Raw genomic sequence first — 15,738 nt, 5'->3', positions numbered from 1 at the left:
TAACTTGTTTTTCCAAATTATGACAATTGAGAAAACAGTGGAGAGTACATGAATCTGCTACTTATCGGTGTGTTGTTAGCCCTCGTGGCAATTGCATATCAACTTGGGCTGAGAAAGAGCCGTAACATAGCAGGTAAGGGAAGCAACTCGGCGACGTTACATTCTCGTCCTGGTTATTATGGCGCACTGGTTGGTCTTTGGTGCGGTATCCCTGCTTTTTTAATTTTGATCATTTGGAACTTGGTTGAACCAAGTATTTTAAATCATATTATTTTTAATAATATTCCGGCGTCTGTAAGTGCTTCTCTTGATGAAGCGGGTAGAAGTGTATTGGTTGATCGTGTTCAATCAATTGCTTCAGGTTTTGGGGTGAGCGATAAACCGGCAGCCTACGAATTAGCTGCTGCTCAACAGTTTGCAAAATTTCAAACCATTGGCTCTTTTGCCAAATTTGCTGTTGTAATTTGTGCTGCTTTATTGGGGTTGGTTTGGGCAAAGAAAAAAATCAGCCAACAATATCGTGCTCGTAACCAAGTTGAACGTGCCATTAATGTTGGTTTGATTTTATGTTCTGGTGTTGCGATTTTAACAACCATCGGTATCGTTATGTCGATGTTTGGTGAAGCAATGCACTTCTTCCGTTTTGTCAGTCCAATGGACTTTTTCTTTGGTACAGAATGGAATCCGGGCTTTAGTACTTCTGGTAATGCTGAAGGCAGTTATGGTTTATTGCCATTGCTATGGGGTACGCTCATGGTCAGTGGTATCGCTCTACTCGTTGCTGTACCAGTTGGATTAATGATCGCAATTTATTTAGCTGAATATGCTTCACCATGGTTCCGCTCATGGGCAAAACCAACAATTGAAGTCTTAGCTGGTATTCCAACAATTGTTTATGGTGTATTTGCCATGATGATTATTGGGCCATTCTTTAAAGCAGCGGGTGCATATGTTGGTTTAGAGATTAATGCGACGAGTGCTTTAACTGCTGGCTTTGTAATGGGAATTATGATTATCCCGTTTGTGTCATCTTTGTCAGATGACATTATTACTCAAGTCCCGCGTGCACTACGTGACGGTTCTTTAGGACTTGGTGCGACTAAGTCTGAAACAATTCGTCAAGTCGTATTACCGGCAGCTTTACCGGGTATTACAGGCGCTTTCTTATTGGCAGTCTCTCGCGCTGTTGGGGAAACCATGATTGTGGTTTTAGCAGCAGGGAACAGTCCACTTTTACACGCAAATCCATTTGAAGCTGTTTCGACAGTGACAGTAACTATTGTAAAACAGTTGACTGGAGATACAGACTTCTCAAGTCCACAAGCATTGGTTGCATTCGCGCTAGGTTTAACACTATTTGTTATTACCTTGGGATTAAATATTGTAGCACTGTACATTGTGCGTAAATACCGTGAGCAATACGAATGAGTACATCAAATACATCGTCTCCTATGGATCAGAACGTATTTGATCCGAAAACTGCTGCCGAAACACGTGAACGACGTAAACAGGTTATTGAAAAATCCTTAGCTAAACGTCATCGTAAAGAAAAAGCTTTCCGTTTTGCGGGTTTCTCGGCAGTCATTATTGGTCTTGCATTCGTTGCTCTCTTGTTCGGTAGTATTTTGGCAAAAGGTTTACCTGCTTTTTGGCAAACCAGTATGAATGTTCCAATTCACTTTGACCCTAAAGTGATTGATGCAGGACCAGTACCTGTACGTACTCAAGGTGAAACACCTGCACATTACCAAGAACGTTATGTTGATTGGCAAACTAAAATGGGTATTGTCGATTGGGATGGCATCATTGTAAATGGAATGATTGCTAAAGATCCTGCACTTGCATCGCAACGTGACTACCTAAGCAGCTTATATGCAAGCTCGGAAGCTTATCGCCTCCGTGATATGGTTTTTGCAGATCCATCACTCATTGGTAAAAAAGAAAATATTACCTTCTTGGGTGATGCGAACGTCGATGTTTGGTTAAAAGGTAATATTGATCGTTCATTACCAGATGATCAGCAACAACTCGATCCAGAAGTGCGTAAGCTTGCAGATGACTTAAAAGCAAAAGGCGTTCTTGAAAGTACATTTAACTTGAACTTATTTAAGAACCCTGACTCACGTAGTTCTCCAGCAATTAGTGGTCTTGCAGGTGCATTCATGGGTTCATTATTCATGATGCTCATCGTGATCATCATTGCGATCCCAATTGGTGTTGCCAGCGCAATCTATCTCGAAGAGTTTGCTCCAAAAAATGTTCTTACCGACATTATTGAAGTTAACATCAATAACCTTGCTGCTGTTCCTTCAATTGTATTTGGTCTACTCGGTGCTGCAATTTTCATTGGCTGGATGCATTTGCCTTTATCAGCTCCGTTGGTGGGTGGTTTGGTTTTAAGCTTAATGACACTACCAACAGTCATCATTACCACACGCGCTTCATTAAAAGCAGTGCCACCTTCTATTCGACAAGCGGCACTTGGTTTGGGAGCTTCTAAGTTCCAAACGATTTTCCATCATGTTTTACCGTTGGCATTACCGGGCATTATGACAGGTGCAATTATTGGTGTTGCACATGCGCTTGGTGAAACCGCACCTTTACTTTTAATCGGGATGAGTGCATTCGTTGCAAGTATTCCATCAACTCCATTTGATCAAGCAACTGCTTTACCTGTACAGGTTTATTTATGGCAGGGTAATGAGTTGCGTAACTTCTTCGAAGGCCGTACTGCTGCTGCGATTATCGTACTACTTGCATTAATGATTGGTTTAAACAGTCTTGCAATTTGGTTACGTAAAAAGTTCGAAGTGCGTTGGTAATAGAGGATAAATCATGAATACTATTGATATTACGAATTCCTTAGAAAAGGATAAGTTAGTGAATACTGAACAATCTCAATTTACAGATAAATCGCTGAATCATGGCACTTCGTATGTTTCGCATTTTGAACCACATACTTCAAAAAAGCAGAACTCAAACGAAATTAAAATTAGTGCACAAGATGCCCATGTTTATTATGGTGATTTTGAAGCTATCAAGGGTATTGACCTAGATATTTATCAAAATGAAGTGATCGCATTTATTGGTCCTTCAGGTTGTGGTAAATCAACGTTTCTTCGTACGTTAAACCGTATGAACGATACGATTGATGGTTGCCGCGTAACAGGTAAAATTACCCTCGATAACCACAATATTTATGACCCAAATCTAGACGTTGTATTATTGCGTGCTCAGGTTGGTATGGTGTTCCAAAAGCCAAACCCATTCCCTAAATCTATTTTTGACAACGTGGCTTATGGTCCTAAACTTCACGGATTAGCACGTGATAAATATGACCTAGAAGAAATTGTTGAAAATAGCTTACGTAAAGCTGGTTTGTGGGATGAGGTTAAGGACCGTTTGAACCAGCCAGGTACAGGTTTATCAGGTGGTCAGCAACAACGTTTATGTATTGCACGTACCATTGCTGTTAGTCCTGAAGTAATTTTAATGGATGAGCCGTGTTCTGCACTCGATCCAATTGCAACAGCAAAAGTAGAAGAACTCATTTCTGAATTGTCGAATCAATACACAATTGTGATTGTGACTCACTCAATGCAACAAGCGGCACGTGTTTCTGATCGTACTGCTTATTTCCATTTAGGTGATTTAATTGAAGTCAACTCAACTGAAAAAGTCTTTACTCAACCTGACCATCAGTTAACGGAAGCGTATATTACTGGTCGCTTCGGTTGATTAATAAACAATAAAAGAAAAAGAGCCATGTGCTCTTTTTTTTATTTTATAAATGAAAATGACTCTATTTTGCAAAATCGCTATTGAATTTTAATCAAAAGGACCACATCTTAAGGCTATAAAGATAAACTTATGAGCTTAGAATTTTATGTTATTCCATTTGCCTAAACTCCCTGCGGAAATACGTGTCAGCCATTTAAATGCACGTGTCAATGAACAGAGAAAAAAAATTGCGCAAACTACAGCAAGCCGTTTAGAACTTTTACAATTAGCTCAACAACTTGCTAAAGAAGCTAAAATTCGCCGTAAAAATAATCAGAAGATTTTTGTTTTAGATTTCAAAGGTGATATTCAAGCTTCGGCAGTTGAAAACTTGCGTGAAGAAATTACCCTGATTTTAGCAACTGCTAAAGCAGGACGTGATCGTATCGTAGTTCGTCTTGAAAGCCCAGGTGGTATGGTGCATGGTTATGGTCTAGCAGCAGCTCAGTTGGTGCGTTTACGCGATGCAGGTTTTCATTTAACAATTTGTGTTGATAAAGTCGCTGCAAGTGGTGGCTATATGATGGCATGTATTGCAAATGAAATTATTGCAGCGCCGTTTGCTATTGTGGGTTCAATTGGTGTGGTTGCTCAAGTTCCAAACTTTAATCGCCTTTTAAAAGAACACAATGTGGATTTTGAGCTTTACACAGCAGGGCAGTATAAGCGTACTGTAACTATGTTTGGTGAAAATACGCCTGAAGGTAAAGCGAAGTTCGAAGAAGAGTTGCAACAAACTCATGTCTTATTTAAGCACTTTGTAGAAAAATATCGCCCACAGCTTAATGTTGATAAGGTAGCGACAGGTGAGCATTGGTATGGTGAAGATGCTCTAGATTTGAACCTTGTTGATAAATTACAAACATCTGATGAGTACTTATTAGCTTTATTGCCGCAACATGATGTGTATGTCATTAATACACGTAAGAAAGCGACTTTAGGTGAAAAGCTGGGTTTACAAGCAGCGCAAATGGCCGATAGTTTGATTCCTACTGTAATCGGCAAAGTCATGGAAAGCCTAGCAAAAGCGAACACGATGCTTGTACAGGTACGTGATCCAAAACTATAAGTTTATCTAATTCAAATGTTATAAAAGACCAGCTTAAATGCTGGTTTTTTTATAAAGTTAATATTCAAAATTGTCTTATTAAATACGCTTAGATTTTTAATGGAAAGTAAAAAATAAATATTGATAAATATAATTTTTGAATTGTGATAAACACATGGTTTTGATATTTTAAACAACAATAAAATAGCTTTTAAATGAAATATTTAAAAAGTTAGACATTTAAAAATATAACTGAAATTTAGGACAGGAAATAATGACAAGAATAATTGTAGCATCCAAAGAGGGTTTGGACGTTCTGCAAGATGGTCAGCTCAATAAGGTCGTGTTAAGTAAACCTTCTATTATTCAAATTGGTGTAAGTCAAAAAGATATAGCATCGGTGGAAAAACAAGGTGGAAATCTAGTCGTCCATTTAAAAAATGGAGAGACTATTGTCTTAGAAAATTTCTTTAATGAAGTAACGAATACAACAGAACATTCACTTGTTCTTCCGACTGAACATGGAAAATTTGTTGAAGCACAATTTGACGCTCAGGGTAAGGTGATCGACTATACAGGTTTAAACCATGTCACAGATTTAGCCTATACCAGCACGAGCCAACCAGCTTCGACAATGGCAGTTGATGATTCCCCAACTTTTTCGATGGGTAATGTGCTAAAAGCAGGTTTGGCTGTTTTAGCTGCTGAAGGTTTATATCTTTGGGCTTTTGATAATGATGACAAAGATGACTCGCCTGTTAATGTTCCAACCACTGCGAAACCAACAGAAGTAAAACTTGCAGATGATGCTGTTACGGTCACAGGTAAAGCCGAAGCTAATGCAAAAATTTATATTAAAGATTTAAGTGGAAATGTGATTGCTTCAGGTAACGCAGATGCAAGTGGTAATTTTACGATTAAGCTAGATAAACCTTTGACAGATGGAAATAAATTAAATGTTTCTGCTCAAAATGAAGGTGGTAAAGAGTCTAGTGCTTATTCTATTACAGGTCCCAAAGACACAATTGCTCCAGATGCCCCACGCGCCCAGTTAAGTGAAGATGGTTCAATCTTAGATGGTAGAACTGAACCAAATGCAAAAATCACTGTTTATGATGCTAGTGGTAATGTACTAGGCACTGTAACTGCAAATAAAGATGGTATTTTTTCTTTAAAGCTTACTCCACCATTGACGAGTGACGCGGGTGGAAAAGTTATAGCTGAAGATGCTGTAGGCAATAAATCTGAACCAACTAAAATTATTGCCGGAAAGGATACTTTCGCTCCGGATGTACCTTTAGTTGAAGTTAATAAAGAAGGTACCACAGTCGAAGGACAAACTGAGCCTAATGCAAAAGTTCAGATAAAAGATGCTGATGGTAAAGTGATTGGAACTGGTACCGCAAACGCACAAGGTGAGTTTCAAATCACGCTTTCGCCTGCATTAAAAGAGTCCCAAAAGGCAACAGTTGTTGTTGAAGATGCAGCAGGTAATACCTCTAAGCCTTTAGAAATTAAAGCTGGCTATGATACTATTGCACCGGATAAACCTACAGCCCAAATTAATGCTGATGGCACAACAGTAACAGGAACTGCCGAAGCTAATGCAAAAATACAAATAACAATAGGTACTAAGGTTATTGGTAGTGGAGTAGCTGATGCGGATGGGAAATTTACAATTACGATTTCACCCGCTTTAACTGTTAAAGATAAGGCCTCTGTATCTGCTATAGATACCTCTGGCAATAGTTCTGTAGCTCTGGAAATCAATGGTACAAAGGATACGCCTCCTGATAAACCGAGTTTTAAGGTATATGATGATAATGGGACCGCTATAAAACAAATCCTTGCTAACTCTGAAACAGATGATGCGACCCCAAAATTTACTGTCAAAGCTGAATCCAATGCGACCTTGACCATTTACGATAACGGAGTAGCAATTTCAATTATTAAAATAGGTCAAGTAAATGCTAGTGGTGAGTGGTCATTTACACTTGATAAAACTTTAGCCATTGGTAAACATACTATTACCTTAATGCAAACCGATGAGGCAGGGTTTACCAGTGAAGTGAGTTTACCTTTTACGTTTGACGTGGTCGCTCCAAAGGTTGCGAGTTTAAGTGAGGTAGCTGTTGATACTGCTCATACAGAAACTGTATCTGTTGCTGATAGTGTTGGGTTAAACACATTAAAGTTAGTACAAAGCACAACAAATGAAACGGATAGCCAGCAGCAGAAATCTTTGCCATTAGATTATTTGTTAAAAAGCTCTACATCTAGTGAACCAGACCCAATTGAAACTCTTTTATCTTCAGCGGCATTAAAGCCTACTCAGGTAAATGATCAGAGTGATATAACTACGAACGCTAGTAATATTACTCCCAATCTTGAGCATGTTTTGCCTGATACGACTTCTTCGGTTTTACAAAGCCTTTTAGAACAAACCTATCCTGTTGTCTAAAGTGATCTTAAAAAAAAGCGCTCATTGAGCGCTTTTTTATTTATGAGTTATTTGTTTTAGATGGAATCATGAGTGCAAGAAGTCCATAGAAAATTGCACCAATGGTCGCTAACAGCATATCTTTATGGGCATCCCACATATCGCCTTGTTGCCCATTATAATTTTCGGCTTCTTCGGGAGATAATCCGATAGCAATTGCCCATTCAATAAGTTCATATAAAACACTTGATGCCATGACAAATTGAACCACTAGCAAAAATAGACTGAATGGCTTTACTGATGGTAACCACACCTGAAACACGCGATAAGTAAGAGGGTAGAGAAAAATACCATAGGCAAGATGAACCAAACGATCATACATATTACGGGACCAACCCATGTATTGATCTAAGTTAAAATTGAATGCTTGTTGTATCCAATCATTGTATGGAACGTATGAATACAGGTAATGTGCACCAACAATATGGATGAGCAAAAACAGCAGATAGAAAGTAAAACTTAAAAAATCGAGTCCAATCTTCTTAAAAATAACAAAGAGCAAAATCAACATAAACACAGTGCCCGCTTGGTGAAGTAAATAGGCTTCAAATTCAAGAGGCTGAATAGCTGAAATAACAATCGCAATCAAAAGCAAGCCAAGAGCAATATAGTGTTTAAGTTTAAATTGTTTTTCGTTCATTTTATGAAGTCTTTATTGTGATTTATATGAGTGTAATAAAAAAGCGAAGCCTAAGCTCCGCTTTTTGTAAACTTTTTAATTAAATTTTGCTAATTAAATCGTTAATTTGTTTCGCTTGTTCAGCTGCATTACCTGTATAAGTTGCAGGAGTAAGTTCAGCTAAACGCGCACGTTCTTCGCTTGGTACTTGAGAAAGTTCATCACCATTTACGAAATTAACCATCATGTCACGAGTCATTGCTTGACCACGAGTTAATGCTTTTAACTTTTCGTATGGTTTTTCAATGTTGTAGCGACGCATTACAGTTTGAATTGGTTCAGCTAAAACTTCTTGAGCTTGGTCTAAATCTTCATTTAAACGGTTTGCATTTAACTCAAGTTTACCAACACCTTTTAAGCACGCATCGAAAGCAATTAAGCTTTGTGCAAAACCAACACCCATATTACGTAATACAGTTGAGTCAGTTAAGTCACGCTGCCAGCGTGAAATTGGTAATTTTTCACCTAAGTGAGCCAATACTGCATTTGCAATACCTAAGTTACCTTCAGAGTTTTCAAAGTCAATTGGGTTAACTTTGTGTGGCATGGTTGATGAACCAACTTCGCCTTCTTTCAATTTTTGTTTGAAGTAACCTAAAGAGATGTAACCCCATACGTCACGGTTAAAGTCGATTAAAATCGTATTGAAACGACGTAACGCATCAAACAACTCTGCCATGTAATCATGTGGTTCGATTTGAGTTGTATAAGGGTTGAATGTTAAACCTAAAGATTCAACAAAAGCTTGTGCATGAGCAGCCCAATCAACATCTGGATAAGCAGAAAGGTGAGCATTGTAGTTACCTACAGCACCATTGATTTTGCCAAGTAACTCAACGTTTTCAAATTGTTTGATTTGACGAGCTAAACGGTATGCCACGTTCGCCATTTCTTTACCCAAAGTTGTTGGGCTAGCAGTTTGACCGTGTGTACGAGACAACATTGGCTGTTCAGCGTGAGTCGTTGCCAAAGCAGAGATCGCATTAAGGATTTGCTTCATGCTTGATACTAAAACTTCACGACCATTTTTAAGCATAAGCGCATGAGACAAGTTGTTGATGTCTTCAGAAGTACATGCAAAGTGAATGAATTCACCCGCATTTTGTAATTCAGCGATACCAGCAATTTTCTCTTTTAAGAAATACTCAACTGCTTTAACGTCATGGTTAGTCGTACGTTCAATCTCTTTAATACGATTTGCATCTTCTTCAGAGAAGTTGCTAACAATTGCATCTAAAGCTGCATTTGTTTCGTTTGAAAAAGGTGCAACTTCAACAATTTCCGGACGGTTAGAAAGTGCTTGTAACCAACGCACTTCTACAGTGACACGAGCATGGATTAAACCAAACTCAGAAAGAAAAGGGCGTAGCGCATCACATTTGCTGGCATAACGTCCATCTAATGGTGATAGTGCGGTTAAAGCGTTCATAACGATTCCTTAATGTTGGAATAAACATAAAACTAAAAAATCTCGTTTATAGTCTTAAACGACTTGGTACTGTAAACGAGCAAGTGCTTGAATATCCTGTAGCAATTTACGTTTGCTAAAAATCATGTTCCATGAACTACCGCCGAGTTGTCGCCATAAATGGGCCATTTGTAAGCCAGTAAACAGACAAGCACGGATGCGGTTAGTATGGTTGGTATCTTTAAATGCTTCTGCATTACCACGAACTAAAATGCGTGGGTTAATCTGGCCAGCCGTATCAACATAAGTTTGCGCCAAATTGGCTAAAATGCTTGGGTGTAGGTAGTTATTATCAAAAAAAGACAGCTGTTTTAAAATTTTCTGCTGAGCTTTTTCAATGATTGCGACATATTCAGGGTTGCTATAAACCTTTTTTTCTAGCTGTAAGAGCGACATCGCATAGGACATTGGCAATTTGGCCGTGCCCATTTTTGGAAGGCGAGACTTAGGCATGTTCGAAAAAGGTTGAGTAATACAATTTTCGAGTGTTTTAAGCCCTAAAGAAATATCTGCCAACTGATTAAAAAAATCTAAGGTTTGAACACCATTGTTGGCTGTAGGGCGAATATTTAAACTTGCTTTGATTAATAGTTCAAAATAGAAGTTACCACTTTCACCAATACTTTGCTGACCCGTCATGGCTGTCATATGGGTGAGCTGAGTGGCCTGAAATACCCCAGCCAAGGCAAGGGCACGGTTTTGGCGAACATTCAAGGCTTGTGATTGTTGAAATGGTAACTCCACCATGCCATTCATTCCCTTAAATAAAATTTGGTGTAGGGGCATTTGTATGGTGAATGACACCCCCGCCTAAGCAAACTTCATCTGAATAAAATACAACGCTTTGACCCGGTGTAACAGCACGCTGAGGTTCATCGAACTCAACGCGAACACCGTGTTCAGTGTTTTCATCAATAAAAATTGTACATGCCTGATCAGGTTGGCGATAACGCGTTTTAGCTGTACAGCGTAATCCTTCAACTGGAATATTTTGTTCACCAGCTACCCAGTCAATTGACTCACTCCACAGTTGAGTACTTTGCATGAGTGGATGTTCATGTCCCTGACCAACAACGAGGCGATTATTGGCCAGATCTTTATGTAGTACGAACCATGCACCTTCTGCTGCACCTTTCAAACCACCTAGACCAATTCCGCCACGTTGACCGAGCGTATAGTACATCAGACCGTGATGTTCACCAACTTCTTTACCTGTATCAAGTACAATTTTCCCAGGCTGAGCGGGTAAATATTGTTTAAGGAAGTCATTAAAACGACGTTCCCCAATAAAACAGATTCCTGTTGAGTCCTTTTTCTTGGCTGTAGCAAGATCAAGTTCTTCAGCAATTTTGCGAACTTCAGGTTTTTCGATTTCACCTACTGGGAATAATGTTTTATTAATTTCTCTACCATGAACAGCGTGCAAGAAATAGGTTTGGTCTTTATTGTTATCTACACCACGTAATAATGGTGCATATGCTTCGCCTTTAGAGTTATATGTAGTTTCACCACGGCGTGCGTAATGACCCGTTGCGATGAAGTCTGCACCTAAAGTCATGGCGTGATCTAAAAATGCACGGAATTTAATTTCTTTATTACATAAAATATCTGGGTTTGGTGTGCGACCAGCCGCATATTCAGCTAGGAAAAGTTCAAACACTCGATCCCAATATTCCATAGCAAAGTTTGCTGTATGCAGCTTAATACCGATTTTATCAGCTACTGCTTGGGCATCAGCTAAGTCTTCCATTGCCGTACAGTATTCCGTGCCGTCGTCTTCCTCCCAGTTCTTCATGAAAAGACCTTCAACTTGATAACCCTGTTGAAGTAAAAGTGCTGCAGAAACAGAAGAGTCTACACCACCAGACATACCGACGATGACACGTTGTTGCATAGGACTAGGCATCCAAATGAGAAGTTAATGAGGGAGAGAAGGGGTGCTCATAAATAAGCGATAAAGGATAATGGTGGCCTTTCATAGCATCTTCAACTGCTTTTAGCACAAGAGGACTGCGAGCACGGGCAGATTCTTTGAGTTCATCTGGTGTCATCCACACAGCAGCCACAATATCTGTGTCAAGTTGAGGATCACTTTCAACCTGAGTTACATGCGCTAGAAAACAGAAACGGTAATAGGTACGGTCCGGAAACATGGGCGGGGTATAAGTATAAATACCAAGCAAGGCATCAATTTCAACATGATGGCCTGTTTCTTCAAGTGTTTCTCGAATGGCAGCTTCTGTTAATGATTCACCACATTCCACATGACCAGCAGGTTGGTTAAATACTGTGTGTACAAAACCTTCGCTATGCTCTTCTACAAACAGATAGCGTCCGTCTTTTTCTACGACTGTAGCAACAGTGACATGAGGAGTCCACGCGGCCATAAAAAAGCACCATGATTTAAAAGACGTATAATACGAAATTTAGGGGTTTTTGGCTACGATAAGATTTTTATAGATTACAGTATTATTTTATAAATCTTTTTACTCATCAAGATTTGTTATTTGCCATGAATTATTAATGGAGTCTCTCTCAGCAGTTTGGCCGTAGTCAAGATCAAAAACTTCATTTAAGCTCGAATCTCTTAATATCATTTGTTCTAAGGCGACAAGACGAATATCTTCAGGTTCTTGATTACCTGTCAAAAATTGCCAATCTCCATCATGATCATGTACAACTCTTAAAATAGGTTGATTGAACTCCAGACACTGTCGAGTGGTGAAAACCCCTAAATTTTTGGCCTCTCTAAATTTAAAATCAGCATTTCGATCTAGTAAAGGCTGATCATAAATAAACTCTTCTTGATATCCATCTTCCCAAGGAAATTTGTCATTGCGATCAGTCCAGACTAATTGTAAAGCTGAGAATTTATTATGTTGGTAATAATTTAACGCCCCACCAAAATAATCATCAATATTCCTGAAGTCTACAGGTAAAAACTGAGCACGACTTTCTTTAAAAAACTGATCATCATAATCTTGATAGGAGGTAATTTTTTCGCCATTTTTAATTAGGTTTGCTACATCATTAATAATGAGATGAGCTAGATCCGTAGGTAATCCAAAACAAATAATTTCAGGATGCTGATAACTCTCATATAAACCCACACTGTAACTGAAAGAAGGTAAATAGTTCGTTGCACTAATTCCCATAACTTGTAATCCATATTTTTCAATATTGATTTTGATTTGGTTTATTAGCTCCTGTTCAGTAGGGCAACTAGGGGTATTATCTAAGCTCATTATTTATTTCTCAAAGGTTTCTTATTTTTGTAAGTGCAATATATGTATCAATTAAACTAAAAATAGCAAAGTTAGACTTCACTATTTTTATGATTATTTTGCACTTTTACATAATGTCTTGCTGAATAAGGAAGGAACGCCAGTTCTTTTTCAGTCAATGGCCGCACTTGTTGTACAGGGCTTCCTACATAGAGATAACCGCTTTTTAAGACTTTGCGAGGTGGAACTAAACTTCCTGCACCAATCATCACATCATCTTCAATAATTACGTCATCTAGAATAACGGTGTTGATTCCGACTAAAACACGGTTACCGATGGTACAGCCATGCAAAGTCACATGGTGTCCAACCGTTACATCTTCACCAATAATCAGAGGTGAACCATTCGGTTTGGCATCATTTTTATGGCTTACATGCAACATACAATGGTCTTGTACGTTACTGTTTTTGCCAATTTGAATACTATTTACGTCACCACGGATGACTGCAAAAGGCCAGACAGAAACATTTTCAGCTAAGCTAACGTCACCAACTACAACAGCCATTTCATCGATATAACATGTTTTATCTACTTGAGGGTGATGTTCAAGATAAGGACGAATGTTCTTTGCCATAAGTAGTATCAAAATAAAATTTAGTCGAATTATAAAATAAAAAAGCACTCAAGCTAAATAGCATGAGTGCTTAATTCAACTATTCTAAAATTAGAATAAGTTGCTGAAGAATTGCTTGATATGGTCGATTAAACGAGCAAAGAAACCTGCTTCTTCAACTGGCTTTAATGCAACTAAAGGTTTTTCAGCAATTACTTTGCCATCTAAGCTAGCAACAAGTTTACCCACAACTTGACCCTTTTGAAGTGGCGCATTTAGGTTAGGTTGAACGACTAATTGAGTTTTAATGCCATCAGCTTTACCTTTAGGCATAGTCACACTAAAGTTTTCCGCTAAACCGACTTGAACTTCATCTTCTTTACCAAACCAAACTTTTGCTTTTGCAAGAACTTGATTGGCTGGTTGAACATTTGCAGTTTCAAAGTTTGCAAAGCCCCAAGCCAGTAACGTACGAGTTTGGTCTGCACGTTCAGACATGCTTGGAGTACCAAAAATCACTGAAATTAAACGCATTGGACCGCGTTTACTAGAAGTAGTTAAGCAGTAGCCCGCTTCATCTGTATGACCTGTTTTTAAACCATCTACACTTGGGTCAGTGTAAAGCAAGGCATTACGGTTACCTTGTTTAATACCATTAAAAGTAAATTCTTTTTCAGAGTAAATTGGGTAGTATTTTGAACTGTCTTTAATAATATGTTGTGCTAACACAGCCATATCTTTTGCAGTAGAATAGTGGCCTTCAGCTGGCATACCAGTCGAGTTAATAAACTGGGTGTTTACCATGCCGATACGTTTTGCTTCCTGATTCATCATATGAGCAAACGTGCCTTCATTTCCGGCAATATGTTCAGCCATTGCTTTTGATGCATCATTACCTGACTGGATAATAATACCGCGGAGCATTTCTAGAACAGTCGCTGTCCCATTTAAAGGAACATACATACATGATTCAGAACTACTGCCTTTACACCATGCAGACTCGTTCATACGAACCTGCTCATTTTCAGTGAGTTCACCTTTTAATAATTTTTGTTCAATGATGTAACTGGTCATCATTTTTGTCATAGACGCAGGTGCAAGCTTTTCGTTTTCATTTTTAGAAGCGAGAATTTGTCCTGTCTCATAATCCATTAATACATAAGACTTATTATTTAATTCTGGCGGAGCTGATAAGACAGTTGCTGCATAAGAAAAACTTGGTAAGAGGAGTAGTGCAGCAATAGCGCTTTTTCGAGTCATTCTAGGTAATTCCAATATCTTGTATGAAGCAGAAGAGCCTAGCATTTTAGGATAAAGCAAAGCCGACTTCTACGGGAGAAGTCGGCTTTTTCAAACAGTATTGTAACTCAAGAGTTTTTTACTAATTTAGTTTTGCGATTGATATGCTTTCACGTCTTGGCAAACTAATGTGTTTTGTTCATCACCAGCAGCTTTCGCATCGCTACGTGCTTCTTTTAAGTATTTCTTGAAAGCTTTGTCTTTACTACGTTTTTCTAATGCAGAAACAGCATCAGTTTCATTTGGTAGGTAGTCTTTAACTAAACGTTCATAGCCTTGAGCAAAATCAGCGTCTTTTTTACCAATCAAACTTGGACAAATTTCAGAAAGCACTTGAATTGCAGCTAATTCTTCAGGAGTCGTGCCTTGTTGTGGAGTGACTTCAACAACGTTTTCATTTTCGGTTTTCTTTTCAGTTGTTTTCTTCTTATCAGCAGCAAAACCAGCTGTTGCCATGCTCATAAGTAAAACCAAAGAGAGCGATTGAACTAAGCTTTTCTTCATAAACATCGATAACCCAAAATAAAATTTCTAAATATGCCGTTAGCTTAACCAATTTAGAATTTAAAAAAATGGAAAAAATGTATTGTTATGTTGGTTTTCTGCTTAATGGCAAACAGAAAACCCAAAATGAATAAGTTTCTAGATCACAAAAGAGTAAGATCTATTCTTTATAATTAACGATCTCTTCACAGAGCTCATGTTGTTCATGATGGTCCATTTGTTTTGCCGCAAGACGTGCTTCATTTAATAAAGTTTTAAATTCAGCATCATTTTGTAGAGTCGCTAAGGTCATTGATTTATTTGAATAACCACTTAAATACATCGCAATAATCTTTTGAGCGTTTGACTCAAGTTTTTTATTTGTTCCGACAAAAGCTGGGCAGATTTCCTGCAAAACTTGCGTTGCGGCAATGTCATCTTTAATTAAGCTATCAGCCTCTTGTGTTGAGATATCCTCATCTGCAAAAACCGCTTGCGTACACAATGTGATACTGATCCCCAATACCTGAAAAAAAGGAGCGAAAGTTTTCATTTTTTCACAATTTTATAATGCTATGGAGGCATAAATATATATAATTCAACAAATAATTCAATTGTGAAAACCTTTAGGTTTATTTGTAGA

15 protein-coding genes are annotated in these 15,738 nt (G+C 38.3%); 5 read left to right on the top strand and 10 right to left on the bottom strand.

Annotated features, from left to right (window positions below):
- Positions 1-48 precede the first annotated feature (48 nt).
- The 5 genes from pstC (at position 49) to blp2 (ending at position 7,289) form a co-directional block, all read left to right on the top strand.
- On the top strand, positions 49-1,428 hold the full coding sequence (gene pstC, locus MKL51_RS20595) for a phosphate ABC transporter permease subunit PstC (RefSeq protein ID WP_002119004.1): 1,380 nt from the start codon (positions 49-51) through the stop codon (positions 1,426-1,428).
- The gene (pstA, locus tag MKL51_RS20590; RefSeq protein ID WP_270904393.1) at positions 1,425-2,822 is read left to right on the top strand and encodes a phosphate ABC transporter permease PstA; all 1,398 of its coding nucleotides are present in this window, start codon (positions 1,425-1,427) and stop codon (positions 2,820-2,822) included. The genes pstC and pstA overlap by 4 nt, the downstream gene beginning before the upstream one ends.
- A gap of 13 nt (positions 2,823-2,835) precedes the next feature.
- Complete coding sequence (gene pstB, locus MKL51_RS20585; RefSeq protein ID WP_005067963.1) at positions 2,836-3,738, top strand: phosphate ABC transporter ATP-binding protein PstB; 903 nt, start codon at positions 2,836-2,838, stop codon at positions 3,736-3,738.
- Between the two features lie 148 nt (positions 3,739-3,886).
- The gene (gene sohB, locus MKL51_RS20580; RefSeq protein WP_032007361.1) at positions 3,887-4,849 is read left to right on the top strand and encodes a protease SohB; all 963 of its coding nucleotides are present in this window, start codon (positions 3,887-3,889) and stop codon (positions 4,847-4,849) included.
- Positions 4,850-5,102: 253 nt separating this feature from the next.
- Entirely contained in the window at positions 5,103-7,289 is a 2,187-nt protein-coding gene (gene blp2 / locus MKL51_RS20575; protein WP_032007359.1) for an Ig-like repeat protein Blp2, read from the top strand.
- Positions 7,290-7,329: 40 nt separating this feature from the next.
- Here the strand turns inward: blp2 and MKL51_RS20570 are convergent, their stop codons facing one another.
- The 10 genes from MKL51_RS20570 to MKL51_RS20525 form a co-directional block, all read right to left on the bottom strand.
- Positions 7,330-7,968, bottom strand: coding sequence for a DUF2238 domain-containing protein (locus tag MKL51_RS20570; protein ID WP_032007358.1), 639 nt, complete (start codon positions 7,966-7,968; stop codon positions 7,330-7,332).
- Between the two features lie 79 nt (positions 7,969-8,047).
- Positions 8,048-9,436, bottom strand: a complete 1,389-nt coding sequence (gene purB, locus MKL51_RS20565; RefSeq protein WP_002118712.1) for an adenylosuccinate lyase — start codon at positions 9,434-9,436, stop codon at positions 8,048-8,050.
- Between the two features lie 54 nt (positions 9,437-9,490).
- Positions 9,491-10,222 carry a high frequency lysogenization protein HflD gene (gene hflD / locus MKL51_RS20560; RefSeq protein ID WP_002118587.1) on the bottom strand — a complete coding sequence of 244 codons (732 nt, stop codon included), beginning with the start codon at positions 10,220-10,222 and terminating at the stop codon, positions 9,491-9,493.
- A gap of 13 nt (positions 10,223-10,235) precedes the next feature.
- Positions 10,236-11,369 (bottom strand): tRNA 2-thiouridine(34) synthase MnmA, encoded by a 1,134-nt coding sequence (gene mnmA / locus MKL51_RS20555; RefSeq protein ID WP_032007357.1) that lies wholly within the window; start codon positions 11,367-11,369, stop codon positions 10,236-10,238.
- Between the two features lie 4 nt (positions 11,370-11,373).
- Positions 11,374-11,862, bottom strand: coding sequence for an NUDIX hydrolase (locus MKL51_RS20550; protein WP_032007356.1), 489 nt, complete (start codon positions 11,860-11,862; stop codon positions 11,374-11,376).
- Between the two features lie 99 nt (positions 11,863-11,961).
- Positions 11,962-12,720, bottom strand: coding sequence for a DUF4262 domain-containing protein (locus MKL51_RS20545; protein ID WP_032007355.1), 759 nt, complete (start codon positions 12,718-12,720; stop codon positions 11,962-11,964).
- Positions 12,721-12,791: 71 nt separating this feature from the next.
- Positions 12,792-13,334 (bottom strand): gamma carbonic anhydrase family protein, encoded by a 543-nt coding sequence (locus tag MKL51_RS20540; RefSeq protein WP_032007354.1) that lies wholly within the window; start codon positions 13,332-13,334, stop codon positions 12,792-12,794.
- 90 nt (positions 13,335-13,424) lie between these two features.
- Positions 13,425-14,573: a D-alanyl-D-alanine carboxypeptidase PBP5/6 gene (dacC, locus tag MKL51_RS20535; protein ID WP_002118558.1), complete on the bottom strand. Its 1,149-nt coding sequence runs from the start codon at positions 14,571-14,573 to the stop codon at positions 13,425-13,427.
- Positions 14,574-14,699: 126 nt separating this feature from the next.
- The gene (locus tag MKL51_RS20530; protein WP_002118406.1) at positions 14,700-15,122 is read right to left on the bottom strand and encodes an MCR_0457 family protein; all 423 of its coding nucleotides are present in this window, start codon (positions 15,120-15,122) and stop codon (positions 14,700-14,702) included.
- 154 nt (positions 15,123-15,276) lie between these two features.
- Positions 15,277-15,648 (bottom strand): MCR_0457 family protein, encoded by a 372-nt coding sequence (locus MKL51_RS20525; protein WP_005073292.1) that lies wholly within the window; start codon positions 15,646-15,648, stop codon positions 15,277-15,279.
- Positions 15,649-15,738 lie beyond the last annotated feature (90 nt).

The organism is Acinetobacter sp. AOR18_HL (assembly GCF_027855145.1).
Classification (GTDB): domain Bacteria; phylum Pseudomonadota; class Gammaproteobacteria; order Pseudomonadales; family Moraxellaceae; genus Acinetobacter; species Acinetobacter pittii.
Note: the sequence above shows the minus strand (reverse complement) of the source record. Positions and strands in the feature narration are given on the sequence as shown.

What these genes read in the sequence shown, in the direction of transcription:
- pstC (WP_002119004.1), top strand. Translation starts at nt 49, where the DNA reads ATGAATCTGCTACTTATCGGTGTGTTGTTAGCCCTCGTGGCAATTGCA.
- pstA (WP_270904393.1), top strand. Translation starts at nt 1,425, where the DNA reads ATGAGTACATCAAATACATCGTCTCCTATGGATCAGAACGTATTTGAT.
- pstB (WP_005067963.1), top strand. Translation starts at nt 2,836, where the DNA reads ATGAATACTATTGATATTACGAATTCCTTAGAAAAGGATAAGTTAGTG.
- sohB (WP_032007361.1), top strand. Translation starts at nt 3,887, where the DNA reads ATGTTATTCCATTTGCCTAAACTCCCTGCGGAAATACGTGTCAGCCAT.
- blp2 (WP_032007359.1), top strand. Translation starts at nt 5,103, where the DNA reads ATGACAAGAATAATTGTAGCATCCAAAGAGGGTTTGGACGTTCTGCAA.
- MKL51_RS20570 (WP_032007358.1), bottom strand. Translation starts at nt 7,968, where the DNA reads ATGAACGAAAAACAATTTAAACTTAAACACTATATTGCTCTTGGCTTG.
- purB (WP_002118712.1), bottom strand. Translation starts at nt 9,436, where the DNA reads ATGAACGCTTTAACCGCACTATCACCATTAGATGGACGTTATGCCAGC.
- hflD (WP_002118587.1), bottom strand. Translation starts at nt 10,222, where the DNA reads ATGGTGGAGTTACCATTTCAACAATCACAAGCCTTGAATGTTCGCCAA.
- mnmA (WP_032007357.1), bottom strand. Translation starts at nt 11,369, where the DNA reads ATGCAACAACGTGTCATCGTCGGTATGTCTGGTGGTGTAGACTCTTCT.
- MKL51_RS20550 (WP_032007356.1), bottom strand. Translation starts at nt 11,862, where the DNA reads ATGGCCGCGTGGACTCCTCATGTCACTGTTGCTACAGTCGTAGAAAAA.
- MKL51_RS20545 (WP_032007355.1), bottom strand. Translation starts at nt 12,720, where the DNA reads ATGAGCTTAGATAATACCCCTAGTTGCCCTACTGAACAGGAGCTAATA.
- MKL51_RS20540 (WP_032007354.1), bottom strand. Translation starts at nt 13,334, where the DNA reads ATGGCAAAGAACATTCGTCCTTATCTTGAACATCACCCTCAAGTAGAT.
- dacC (WP_002118558.1), bottom strand. Translation starts at nt 14,573, where the DNA reads ATGACTCGAAAAAGCGCTATTGCTGCACTACTCCTCTTACCAAGTTTT.
- MKL51_RS20530 (WP_002118406.1), bottom strand. Translation starts at nt 15,122, where the DNA reads ATGTTTATGAAGAAAAGCTTAGTTCAATCGCTCTCTTTGGTTTTACTT.
- MKL51_RS20525 (WP_005073292.1), bottom strand. Translation starts at nt 15,648, where the DNA reads ATGAAAACTTTCGCTCCTTTTTTTCAGGTATTGGGGATCAGTATCACA.